Genomic DNA, 12,268 nt, shown 5'->3' with positions numbered 1-12,268 from the left:
TCATCGAAAGCAAACTTAAAAATAGGAATGTAAACATATCTTATTTTTTACTGATTTACAATTTCTAACATTTGCTCTATTACTTTTTTACTATTACCAACAAAAATGTGTTCGTTGTAAATAATTACAGGTCGAGCCAAAAAGGTATAATGCTCCAAGAGCAATTCTTTGCAATCGTTTTCCGAAAGATTTTTGTTCTTCAATCCTCTTTCTTTGTACAAAGTAGCTCGTTTGTTGATCAGCGACTCATAATTTCCAACTTTCTGATAAATTTCCTCCAATTGTTGCTGGTTCAACAGATTGGATTTGATTTCAATCAATTTAAAACGGTCGATATTTTCAATTTGACTCAATATCTTTTTGCAAGTATCGCAGGTTTTGAGGTAAAAAATTTTGTTCATTGTAAAATATCAATTTTCCTTCTGAATCACATACAATTTATCAGACAAACGAATTCTGAAAGGTACTTCAAAAGTAATTTTATCAGCTTCTTTCAATTCGTTTCCTTCTTTACCATTGATTCTAAAGTTTGGCATTTCTAAAGTTTGCTCTCCTGTAGTTGGTCCTGCTATCAAAATCGTATCTCCTGGTTTCAATTGTGGGTTGATTATACTAAATTGTGCCACACCTGCTTTTGAAAAGAAATGTTCTCCTTTGGCAACCAACAATTTTCTTTCGTGTTTCTTCTTGCGAATTTCAGTTACTTTTGCCACTTTTACAGGTACTACGCTTTCAAACACATTTCGTTCTTTTTTGAATTTCAAGGCTTCTGATTTTCCTTTTTTGAAAACCAAATTTCCGTTTTTCACACCTTTTCTCAAGCGTTTTTGCTCTTCGATTGGCAATTGAATGATGTCTAAACAGTTGTCCGAACAACATCCGTGCATCGTTTCGGCACATTCATCACATTGGATAAACAACAAATGACAACCTTCGTTGGCACAGTTTACATGTGTATCGCATGGTTTTCCACATTGGTGGCAGTGTGCAATAATATCGTCTGTGATTCTTTCTCCTAAACGATGGTCAAATACAAAGTTTTTTCCGATAAATTTACTTTCCAAACCTTGCTCTTTGATTTGGCGTGTATATTCGATGATTCCTCCTTCAAGTTGGAATACATTTTTAAACCCTTGGTGTTTGAAATATGCACTGGCTTTCTCACAACGGATACCACCAGTACAGTACATCAATAGATTTTTATCTTCCTTATATGGTTGCAATTGCTCGTTGATGATAGGCAAAGACTCGCGGAAAGTATCCACATCTGGTGTGATTGCTCCTACGAAATGACCAATTTCTGACTCGTAATGATTTCTAAAATCTACTACAATCGTATTTGGGTCTTCCAACATTTCATTGAATTCCTTCGCTTTCAAGTGTACTCCTTTATTGGTTACATCAAAAGTAGCGTCGTCTAGTCCGTCGGCAACGATTTTTTTACGAACTTTTACCGTCAATTTCAAAAACGACAAATCATCTTGCTCTACGGCAACATTCAAACGAATGCCTTTCATAAAGTCATAAGCCTCGAGTGTATCTCTAAAAGCTTCGAAATTTTCGGAAGGAACAGACATTTGTGCATTAATCCCTTCGTGAGCTACATAAGTACGCCCCAATGCATCTAATTTTGACCAAGCCAAAAACAAATCATCTCTAAATTTTTGTGGATCTTCGATTTTTGCGTATTGATAAAAAGACAAGGTAATACGCTTTTGACCAGCTTCTTCTATAAGCTGTGCACGCTCTTCGGCGCTCAATGTGTTGTACAGTTGCATGCTATAAACTATTTATGTTAGAAAATTAGGTTAAAATAAAATCTTTGTATTTTTTTCTCTCGCAGATTAGACAGATATTCACAGATTTTTTCTATTTCGTGTAATACGGTTTAAAGCAGATTTTCGCAGATTTTGTTTTTTTTTTGAAATTTCAAAAAAACATCAGCTAAATCCAAAAATCTTTTAATATCTGCGTGAAACAAAAAAATGAATTCAAAAAAAATATTTTACCTGTTGATTAAAAAACCTCAAATGGAGAGATTTGGTGCAAAGATAAGAAACTTAATTGAATAGATTTTATGATGAAAGTCATATTAAAGTTTTTTTCTACAAAAATTGCAGTTAGCCTCATTAGGATAGAATTTCATCGTCAATTATTTTCAGTTTTATTGTACCTTTGCAGCTTTAATAAAAATTTAGTCATTTATGATTATTCCAAAAACGAAAGAAGAAATAGAAATTATGCGTAAAGCTGCCCTAATGGTTTCAAAAACTTTGGGTATGTTGGCATCTGAAATAAAACCGGGGGTCACTACCAAAAGATTGAACGACCTTTCGGAACAATACATTCGCGACAATGGAGCAATTCCGGGATTTTTAGGTTTGTATGATTGTCCTGCAACCTTGTTGGCATCGGTAAACGACCACATTGTACACGGATTGCCAACTGACAAACCTTTGCAAGAAGGTGATATTGTTTCTTGTGATTTGGGGGCTATTGTTGAAGGTTTTTATGGCGATCACGCTTATACTTTCGAGGTTGGGGAAATTGATCCTGCCGTGAAAAAATTATTAGATGTTACCAAAGAATCGCTTTATATAGGAATCAGACAATACAAAGTAGGAAATCGTGTAGAAGATGTAGGACATGCGATTCAGAAGTTCTGCGAAGGTCATGGTTATTCTGTAGTGAGAGATTTGGTAGGACACGGTATTGGTCGCACTATGCACGAAGAACCTCAAATGCCAAACTACGGTAGAAAAGGATATGGAAAAAAGTTCATCGAAGGACAAGTTGTAGCCATCGAACCGATGATAAATATGGGTACAAAAAACACCAAAACCCTGAGCGATAAATGGACAATTGCTACCCGCGACGGAAAACCATCGGCACACTTTGAACACAATGTAGCCATCGTGGACGGAAAACCAGAATTGCTTTCAACTTTTGGATACATTTATCAAGCGTTGGGAATTACTTCAAACGAAGAAGACGAGTTTAGAAAAAATCCGTTGGTGTTATAAAATAAAGTAAAATAGTAGGGATGTATATTGTATAATGTAAAGATTGTTTTATCTTTCAATGCACTTTACAATATACATTTTACTTTTTACAAAATGCTAAAACTATGAAATCACTTTTCAAATTTATACTAAACCACATTCCTCGTCCTTTGTTGATAAGGTTGAGTTATATCGTACAACCCATAATTGCGTGGTGGTTGAAGGGAAACACTTTCACCGACCCAATTGATGGGCGTTCGTTTCGTAGTTTTTTGCCGTACGGATACAATAAACAAAGAAGTAATGTATTGTCGCCAAGCACTTTGTCGTTAGAGAGACATCGCTTGTTGTGGTTGTATCTGCAAAGAGAAACTAACTTTTTTACAGCACCTGCAAAGGTTTTGCACATTGCCCCTGAACAGGCCTTTTTTAGCATGTTTAGAAAAATGAAAAATCTGAATTACATTACTTCAGATTTGCATTCGCCCTTGGCTGATGTAAAAGCAGATATTTGCGATTTGCCTTTTGAAGACCATTCGTTTGATTGGGTCTTTTGCAATCATGTGTTGGAACATATTCCCAATGATATTCAGGCGATGAAAGAAATTTTCCGCGTATTGAAACCCAAAGGAACGGCTATTTTGCAAATCCCTCAAGATTTGAACAGAGCCACTACATTTGAAGACAATAGTATTATCGACAAAAAACAACGCACAGAGATTTTCGGTCAATACGACCATGTGCGTGTGTATGGCAGAGATTATTTCGACCGATTACGAAACGTAGGTTTTCAAGTAGAGGAAGTAGATTATACCTTGCAATTTACTACAGAAGAAATAAAAAAATATTGTTTAGCCCAAGGGGAAATTATTCCCATTTGTCGAAAAATATAAAATATAGGAACGAATTCAATGACGAACTCATTCCTTTTTTTATCGTTTTCTGTTCCCAAAAAGAAAATATAACAATATTCCTATAAATGGAAAAAATAAACATATTATCAACCAAAGCACATACTTCCATCCTTCCTCGTTTTTATATATTTTATAAATGGTATATCCCAATAATACAATATATACAGCCAAAAATAGGATTATGTGATAGGGACCTATTAAACTTAAAGGAATCATATTTTTATTTATTACAACAATAAGCAGTAGCCCAAACAGTACCTTCTGTAAAAGGAACAGCTTCAGCAGGACCAAGTTTTTCACAATTAATTAAATCTCCACTAGCTGTGCTTTCTGCAATTGCGGCAGATTGGGTCAAACCTACACCTACACAATAATATGTGTTCCAAAAACTGCACGGTCTACTACCATTATTATTTTTTGTTTTATCATTAAAAGTTGATTTGTCAGTAGAATAGATTTCATTTAAGTAAAATTCTAATATGAACACATTTAAGTCTTTTTTGTATTCTACAGGCATTTCTTTAAAATTTCCTACATATGAAGGAGTCTTAATGAAAATTTCCCCATTAACCTTTTTCTCAATAGAATATCTTTCATTTAATATTATAGTATCATCATATCGTTTAACTATAAAATCACTTAAAAACACTTTTTGCCCTCTAAAATAAAAATGTTTGAACACATCAGCGGAGTATACGATTCCAGTGTTTTCATTTTTCATTTTTAAGTTTTTTACTCCAAATACAAAAGCTTCATCTGTTATAGCTTCAATTTTTTTAAAGGAGTTTGACTTCTGTGCTATTGAAGTTTAGTACTTTTCTTTTGCAACTACATCATGTTTTTCATCTGTATTGCAACTAAAAACAACTGTGGCAATAAAAATTGCACTAAAGATACTTTGTTTTATAAATATTATTTTTGTGTTATACAATTTTAATAAACACTGCAAATATATTGTTTTTATTTAGAATAAAAAAGTGTTTAGTTATTTTTTTTTTCTAATAAACTTTTTAATAAAATAACTGTATTTTTGTATTTCAAAAATACCATTAGCTTTATGGATAAAGTACGTGCAAAAAAACATTTAGGACAACACTTTCTTACTGACGAAAATGTTGCCAAAAAAATAGCCGATACCCTTACACTAAACGGCTATGACAAAGTATTGGAAATCGGCCTGGAATGGGCGTACTCACCAAATACCTTTTGGGAAAAGACACCGAAACTTTCGTAGTGGAAATCGACACAGAATCTGTTGATTATCTGCAAGTACACTATCCAAAACTTCACGGAAAAATCATCGGAAAAGACTTTTTGAAATACAATTTTAAAGAGCATTTCGACAATCAACCTTTTGCTGTGATTGGAAATTTCCCTTACAATATTTCCTCGCAAATCGTTTTCAAAGTATTGGAAATACGAGATTTGGTTCCAGAATTTTCGGGTATGTTTCAAAAAGAAGTTGCCGAAAGAATTTGTGAGAAAAAAGGAAGTAAAACCTACGGAATTTTATCTGTATTGGCACAGGCATTTTACGATACCGAATACCTCTTTACTGTTTCGGAACATGTATTCAACCCACCGCCAAAGGTAAAATCTGGGGTGATGCGAATGCGTAGAAAAGAAAATTACAGTCTTCCTTGTAAAGAATCACTGTTTTTTACAGTTGTAAAGACAGCATTTAATCAACGAAGAAAAACCTTGAGAAACAGCCTAAAATCCCTGCTCAACGACAGTATCAAAGAAGACAAATTATTTGACCTAAGACCCGAACAATTGAGCGTAGAAGAGTTTATTTTACTAACTCAAAAAATTGAAACTCATGGAATTCAAACTCAGTAAGGAATACATCCACGAAATAGAAAAACTCATCGCCGACAAAAGCGAAAAGCAATTGCTCAAAATGTTGGCAGATGTGCACTTTGCCGATATTGCCGAACTCATCAACGAATTGGATGCCGACGATGCGGGATACCTCTTTAGCATCATCGAAACAGAAACCAGTTCGGAAATTCTTTTGGAACTCGACGAAGAGGTGCGTGAGAAAATCTTAACCAACCTTTCGGCGAAAGAAATTGCAGAAGAGCTCGACGAAATGGATACCGATGACGCGGTGGACATCATTGCCGAACTTCCACAAGAAATCAAAGAAGAGGTAATCTCTGAGTTGGAAGATGTGGAACACGCCAAAGACATTGTCGAACTCTTGCGTTATGACGAGGATACAGCCGGTGGTTTGATGGCGAAAGAATACATTCAGGCAAACGAAAACTGGAATGTACTCACTTGTATTCAAGAAATTCGTAAACAGGCAGAAAATGTATCGCGTGTACATTCGATTTATGTGGTAGATGACGAGGAACGACTCAAAGGTCGCTTGTCGCTCAAAGACTTGATTACTTCATCGACTACTACGCAAATCAAGGATATTTACATTCCAAAAGTAGATAGCGTAAAAATCGACACCAGCGATGTAGAAGTAGCTCGTATCATGCAAAAATACGACTTGGAAGCCATTCCAGTAATTGACGAAATGGGGCGTTTGGTAGGAAGAATTACTATCGACGACATTGTCGATGTCATCAAAGAAGAAGCAGACAGAGACTACCAGTTAGCAGCTGGTATCTCTAAAGATGTTGAAGCCGACGACAGCATTTGGGAACTTACCAAAGCGCGACTTCCGTGGTTATTACTTGCCTTGATAGGAAGTTTTGTTGCGGTAAATGTTTCGCAAAGTTTTAGCGAGGCGATGGAAAAATACGCCACTTTGTTTTTCTTTACACCACTCGTTGCTGCAATGGCAGGAAATGTAGGAGTACAATCATCGGCAATCATCGTACAAGGTCTTGCCAACAATACACTGATGGGCTCTATCGGTCGCCGATTGCTCAAAGAAATGTTGCTTTCGCTGTTCAACAGTGCCTTTTTGGCGGTTGTTTTGCTTTTAGCCACCCATTTCATTATGGGAACGAGCTACGAAATTTCAACAACGATTGTTTTGGCATTGGTTACCGTAATGATTTTATCAAGTTTAATAGGAACATTTGTACCGATTATGCTCAACAAATACGGAATCGACCCCGCTATTGCCACAGGGCCGTTTATCACTACGAGTAATGATATCTTTGGATTGTTGATTTATTTTACCATTGCAAAAATGATTTTAAGATTTTAAAAAACTATAAAAAAATACTTTTAATAACCCGTTGTGCATTTTAAATTATACTTGCTTTAATTTTATTTATTTCCTTTTTTAATACAAATTTGTTAATGTATTGAATTAAGGTTAAAGCAGTTATTTTACTGATAATTCGTGTTTTAAAACCGTTGAATGATTTAGCATAATTCCTTTTAATCATAAATTGATCACAAAGTTGAGAAAATAGAGTTTCGATTCTTTTTCTCTTCTTTTTGAATAAATAAAATTGAGGTTTGTAATCTTTTTGATTTATTCTTTTAGGTGTATCTAACTGAATAGTAGCAGTGTTAAACAAATCTAATTGATATTGTGACGATATATAACCTCTATCACCAATCAAAACGCAATTTTGAATTTGAGAACTAACATCTTTTAAATAATGAACATCGTGAACAGATGCTGGAGTCATATCTAAACTTTGTACAATACCTTCTATTGAACAGATTATGTGTAATTTATATCCAAAATAATGTAACTTCTGACTAGCACAAAAACCATAATCAGGATATGAAAAACTTTCGTCTCTACAAATTTTACTTCTCATTGCTCTAGCATTTTCACATATTTTCAAAGGCATACTATCAATTACAAAATAACTCTCCTCTCTATTAAAACACATTGCAAGTTTTTCCCTAATCTGATTTATATAATAAAAAAGATTTCGTTTTCTTTTGTTATAAACACTTCTTTCTATTTTGTTTTTCAAAGAATTAGGTATTTTTCTAAAGAGTTGTAATTCACTATCAATACTTAAATATTCTGCTGTTAAATTTAAACTCACCAATTCTAAATCACTCATTTTTGGCTTTCTCCTTTGATAAGGTAAAAGTTGATGAGGAAAAAAATCTTCTAAAACTTCTAAAATTCTTTCGTATATTTGCTCTAAGTTGTTCATTTTTTATTTGTTTTAGCGAACTAAATATACTGAATTTCAGTTAAATGAACAACTTTTTTTATTTTATTTCATAATGCACAACAGGTTTTTAATAGGAATATTTTTAGGAATAAATTATTCAACAATAGCACAAACAGAAAAAGGAAAATGGATTATTTCCGCAGGTACAGATGTAAATTACATAAACGAAAAACTGAAATCTAAAAGAGAGCCTTCAGAGCGACCAAATATTGACATTGAAAAGAAAATTCTATTACAAGCTGGCGTTGAAAACTTTGTAACAAACAATTTTTCAGTTGGATTAGCTCTTGGTTTTAAAAGTGAAAACAAAACAACTCAAAATTATTTACAAACTCAATTTACCACATTGGGATTGATAAAATATTATCCCGAGGTAGATGCAAATGCACGCCCATACCTTGGAACAGGGATTGGCTACACCTTTTTATTTGAAAACCAAGGTTATCGTTCAGACAGAATTGGAGGGCTTGCTTATGCTTTTGAAGGAGGATTATTAGTACCAATTACAAAAAATTTCGGTACCAATTTCAATATAGCGTACATAAGTAGAAATTTAAATTATGGTACAGAAGACGGATTTAAGTCAAGTAGTTTTGGAATAGGATTAGGATTTAGCCTATTTATTGGAAACGATTAAACATACTTTTAGCATAAAACGTTTAGCAAATATGATTAACTTTGTTAAACGTTTTTTATTTATCCCTATGAAAAAAATGTTAGTTTTTAAATACATCCCCAAAGGATATGATGCCATGGCATTTTTTCCTTTTATCCTACTAAAAAACAAAGGATTGAAGCAAGACCGCATACTTATCAACCACGAATCCATTCATCTAAAACAGCAAATAGAATTGCTGTGGATTTTGTTTTTTCTTTGGTATGGAATAGAATTTCTCATTCGCCTTTTCCAATACAAAAATACATATCAAGCCTACAGAAATATTTCCTTTGAAAGAGAAGCCTATCAACACGAAAACGATTTACATTATTTAAAAAAAAGAAAGGTTTTTGCTTTTTGGAGGTGTTTGTGAGTTGGGAATCACTTAATTTCTCAATGCTTAGAGCTCTAAATTTTTAAATTAAATACTATTATATGCTCCCTATACAACACCCCTCACACAACCAAAAAATATCCTTTGAAAATCCGTATGGAATATCGCTTTTCGTAAAACGCGAAGATGTTTTGCACGAGGAAATATCTGGGAATAAATTTCGAAAACTATATTACAATCTGTTGGAAGCTCAACGACAAGGCAAAACCAAGCTTTTGACTTTTGGTGGTGCTTATTCCAATCACATTGCGGCTGTGGCAGCCGCAGGACGAATTGCAAATTTTGAAACCATTGGGGTAATTCGTGGCGACGAATTGGCTACTAAATATTTAGAAAATCCTACATTAAAAAAAGCTTCGGAAGACTGTATGCAATTTTATTTCGCCACAAGAACCCAATATAGAGAGAAATATTCAATAGAGTTTTTAGCTGAATTGAAAGAAAAATTTGGCGATTTCTACCTTATTCCCGAAGGCGGAACTAACGAATTTGCTGTAAAAGGCTGTGAGGAAATTCTTACTGAAGAAGACCATTCGTTTGATTTCATCTGCTGTGCCGTAGGAACTGGAGGAACTATCTCTGGGATTATCAACAGTTTGCTACCTCATCAAAAAGCATTGGGCTTTCCTGCTTTAAAAGGAGATTTTATAAAAGACGAAATTGCTCAATATGCAAAAAACAATCGTTGGGAGTTGATAACTGACTATCATTTTGGAGGATACGCCAAGTTTAACGCAAATTTATCAACCTTTATAAAGGCATTTAGTCAAAAAAATTTAATACCTTTGGAACCGATTTACACTGGAAAATTGTTTTTTGGTGTAATGGATTTAATTTCTAAGGGATATTTTCCAAAAAACTCACAAATTTTACTAATTCACACCGGCGGTCTGCAGGGGTTACAATCAAATATTTTAGAAAAAATATGAAAAAGATTTTCAGCATTATTGTTTGTGCTTATTTTATGGTAGGATGTGGTGCTACCCATCAAGCTAAAGTTAGAGAACGAATCAATAGTAACAAAAATCCTAAAAAAGAAGTACTTTCGGCAACAACCACTGTAAAAGTAAAGCCCGATCACATCTCAGACTATGTAGAACAGTACAAGGATATCGCAATGGCAAATATGCGAGTGTATGGTATCCCAGCAAGTATCAAATTGGCTCAGGCTATCTTAGAATCTGGAGCTGGTAGAGGAAAATTGGCTACACAGGCAAACAATCACTTTGGTGTGAAATGTCAGAATGTTTGGGACGGTGAAACTATCAAACATACAGACGATGCCGTAGATGAATGTTTTAGAAAATACAACTCACCTGCCGAATCTTTCAAAGATCATTCTTTATTTTTAACTTCAAGAGCACACTACAAGCCCTTGTTTTCTTTAGACCCAGGCGATTACAAATCATGGGCAAAAGGATTGAAGAGAGCAGGTTACGCAACAGATCCAAATTATCCAAGTAAATTGATCAGCCTTATCGAACGCTATGAATTGTACAAATACGACGAAATCGTTTTAGGAGACAACTACAAACCTATTTACAATGAAGAAGATAACATTGTAGAAACAATAGTTATTTCTCACATAGTTCAAAAAGGCGAAACCTTATACAGTATTTCAAGAAAATATAACGTTACTATCGAACAGGTACGCAGTGCCAACAACATTTCTGGAAATACCATTTCTGTAGGGCAAAAATTAAGGATTTTAAAATAAAAAACTTATGTTATACCAAAGAAGTAAAGAGCTTTTCGTAGAAGCTTCAAACTATATTCCAGGTGGGGTAAACTCACCTGTTCGTGCATTTAAATCGGTTGGTGGAACACCTATTTATGTAAAATCTGCCAAAGGAGCATATCTTTACGACGAAGACGACCGCAAATACATTGATTACATCAACTCTTGGGGGCCGATGATTTTGGGTCATGCGTTTCCTCCTGTGGTTGAAGCAGTAATTGAAAAAACAAAACAAGGAACTTCGTTTGGAACACCAACTGCCATTGAAACAGAAATTGCAAAATTGGCAGTAGAAATGGTTCCAAACATCGACAAAATCCGTTTTGTAAACTCTGGTACAGAGGCTTGTATGAGTGCAGTACGTTTGGCAAGAGGATATACAAAACGCGAAAAAATCATCAAATTTAGAGGTTGCTACCACGGACATTCCGATTCGTTTTTGATTGCCGCAGGTAGTGGATTATCAACTTTTGGCGTGCCTTCAAGTCCGGGTGTTACCAAGGGTACAGTACAAGACACTTTATTGTCTGACTACAACGACATCGAGTCTGTAAAAGCCCTTTTCGAAGCCAACAAAGACGAAATCGCTTGTGTTATCATCGAGCCAGTAGCTGGAAACATGGGGTGTGTACCACCAGTAAACGACTTTTTGAAAAAATTGAGAGAGGTGTGTACGGAAAACAATGCCTTGTTGATTTTTGATGAGGTAATGACAGGTTTTCGTTTGGCAAAAGGTGGCGCTCAAGAATTATTTGGTATTGATGCCGACATTGTTTGTTTTGGAAAAGTAATAGGGGGAGGTTTGCCTGTAGGTGCTTTTGCTGCGAGAAATGAAATTATGGATTGTTTAGCTCCTGTTGGTCCTGTTTATCAAGCAGGTACATTGTCTGGAAATCCATTGGCAATGGCAGCAGGATTAACGATGTTGCAATCTATCAACAATGACAAAGAATTATTCGATAGATTAGAAGCAAAAACAGCATATTTAGAAAAAGGAATCCGTGAAGTTTTGACCAAAAACAACAAAACATTTGTGGTAAATCGTGTGGGTTCGATGATTTCTATCTTTTTCTGCGAAGGAAAAGTTGAAAATTTTGAAGATGCTGCGAAAGCCGATACACCAGAATTTAAAAAATTCTTCCACGATTTGTTGGAAAGGGGAATTTATATAGCTCCGTCGTCTTACGAAACTTGGTTTATCACCGACGCTTTGACTTACGAAGATTTGCACGAAACCATCGCAAAAATCGAAGAGGTTACGAGGTAATTTGAAAATTGGAACCGCAGAAATTTTAGTTCGATTTATTCTATGAAAATCATTGAACAAGTAGAAAAAGCTGAAAAAGAAATAAGAAAAAATCCTTACTTTCTTTCAAAGTTTTTACCCAAAAATCGACTTTATAAAAAATCATTTTTCAGAGGGAAACATGCTTTGTATTATGATGTG

Annotated in this window: 13 protein-coding genes and 1 pseudogene; 9 read left to right on the top strand and 5 right to left on the bottom strand. The window is 34.6% G+C overall.

Annotated features, from left to right (window positions below; translation table 11 throughout):
- Positions 1-47: 47 nt before the first annotated feature.
- Positions 48-401: an arsenate reductase family protein gene (locus tag AB4865_RS04170; RefSeq protein ID WP_372474482.1), complete on the bottom strand. Its 354-nt coding sequence runs from the start codon at positions 399-401 to the stop codon at positions 48-50.
- 9 nt (positions 402-410) lie between these two features.
- On the bottom strand, positions 411-1,778 hold the full coding sequence (locus AB4865_RS04165; protein WP_372474481.1) for a rhodanese-related sulfurtransferase: 1,368 nt from the start codon (positions 1,776-1,778) through the stop codon (positions 411-413).
- 426 nt (positions 1,779-2,204) lie between these two features.
- On the opposite strand from AB4865_RS04165, the gene map reads away from it, so the two are divergent.
- A complete protein-coding gene (map, locus tag AB4865_RS04160) occupies positions 2,205-3,023 on the top strand; it encodes a type I methionyl aminopeptidase (RefSeq protein ID WP_372474480.1) in 819 nt (272 codons plus the stop codon).
- Positions 3,024-3,127: 104 nt separating this feature from the next.
- Positions 3,128-3,895 (top strand): class I SAM-dependent methyltransferase, encoded by a 768-nt coding sequence (locus AB4865_RS04155; RefSeq protein WP_372474479.1) that lies wholly within the window; start codon positions 3,128-3,130, stop codon positions 3,893-3,895.
- 39 nt (positions 3,896-3,934) lie between these two features.
- On the opposite strand, the gene AB4865_RS04150 is transcribed toward AB4865_RS04155, so the two are convergent.
- On the bottom strand, positions 3,935-4,132 hold the full coding sequence (locus AB4865_RS04150; RefSeq protein ID WP_372474478.1) for a PLDc N-terminal domain-containing protein: 198 nt from the start codon (positions 4,130-4,132) through the stop codon (positions 3,935-3,937).
- Between the two features lie 4 nt (positions 4,133-4,136).
- Positions 4,137-4,637 carry a hypothetical protein gene (locus AB4865_RS04145; RefSeq protein ID WP_372474477.1) on the bottom strand — a complete coding sequence of 167 codons (501 nt, stop codon included), beginning with the start codon at positions 4,635-4,637 and terminating at the stop codon, positions 4,137-4,139.
- Positions 4,638-4,973: 336 nt separating this feature from the next.
- Between AB4865_RS04145 and rsmA the strand changes: the two are divergent.
- Positions 4,974-5,758: pseudogene (gene rsmA / locus AB4865_RS04140) on the top strand (16S rRNA (adenine(1518)-N(6)/adenine(1519)-N(6))-dimethyltransferase RsmA).
- Positions 5,739-7,091, top strand: a complete 1,353-nt coding sequence (mgtE, locus tag AB4865_RS04135; RefSeq protein WP_372474476.1) for a magnesium transporter — start codon at positions 5,739-5,741, stop codon at positions 7,089-7,091. The pseudogene rsmA and the gene mgtE overlap by 20 nt, the downstream one beginning before the upstream one ends.
- Positions 7,092-7,131: 40 nt before the next feature.
- Here mgtE and AB4865_RS04130 read toward each other — a convergent pair whose 3' ends face one another.
- Entirely contained in the window at positions 7,132-8,010 is an 879-nt protein-coding gene (locus AB4865_RS04130) for an IS982 family transposase (protein WP_372472445.1), read from the bottom strand.
- A 73-nt stretch (positions 8,011-8,083) separates the two neighbouring features.
- Between AB4865_RS04130 and AB4865_RS04125 the strand changes: the two genes are divergently transcribed.
- The 5 genes from AB4865_RS04125 to hemL all read left to right on the top strand — a co-directional run bounded on the left by AB4865_RS04125 (position 8,084) and on the right by hemL (position 12,088).
- Positions 8,084-8,668 (top strand): OmpW family outer membrane protein, encoded by a 585-nt coding sequence (locus tag AB4865_RS04125; RefSeq protein ID WP_372474475.1) that lies wholly within the window; start codon positions 8,084-8,086, stop codon positions 8,666-8,668.
- A 76-nt stretch (positions 8,669-8,744) separates the two neighbouring features.
- Positions 8,745-9,062: a hypothetical protein gene (locus tag AB4865_RS04120; RefSeq protein ID WP_372474474.1), complete on the top strand. Its 318-nt coding sequence runs from the start codon at positions 8,745-8,747 to the stop codon at positions 9,060-9,062.
- 62 nt (positions 9,063-9,124) lie between these two features.
- The gene (locus tag AB4865_RS04115; protein ID WP_372474473.1) at positions 9,125-10,012 is read left to right on the top strand and encodes a 1-aminocyclopropane-1-carboxylate deaminase/D-cysteine desulfhydrase; all 888 of its coding nucleotides are present in this window, start codon (positions 9,125-9,127) and stop codon (positions 10,010-10,012) included.
- Positions 10,009-10,800 carry a glucosaminidase domain-containing protein gene (locus AB4865_RS04110; RefSeq protein ID WP_372474472.1) on the top strand — a complete coding sequence of 264 codons (792 nt, stop codon included), beginning with the start codon at positions 10,009-10,011 and terminating at the stop codon, positions 10,798-10,800. Before AB4865_RS04115 ends, AB4865_RS04110 begins: the two co-directional genes overlap by 4 nt.
- Positions 10,801-10,807: 7 nt before the next feature.
- On the top strand, positions 10,808-12,088 hold the full coding sequence (gene hemL / locus AB4865_RS04105) for a glutamate-1-semialdehyde 2,1-aminomutase (RefSeq protein WP_372474471.1): 1,281 nt from the start codon (positions 10,808-10,810) through the stop codon (positions 12,086-12,088).
- The last annotated feature ends 180 nt before the right edge of the window (positions 12,089-12,268 follow it).

It is taken from the genome of Capnocytophaga sp. ARDL2, assembly GCF_041530365.1.
Classification (GTDB): domain Bacteria; phylum Bacteroidota; class Bacteroidia; order Flavobacteriales; family Flavobacteriaceae; genus Flavobacterium.
Note: the sequence above shows the minus strand (reverse complement) of the source record. Positions and strands in the feature narration are given on the sequence as shown.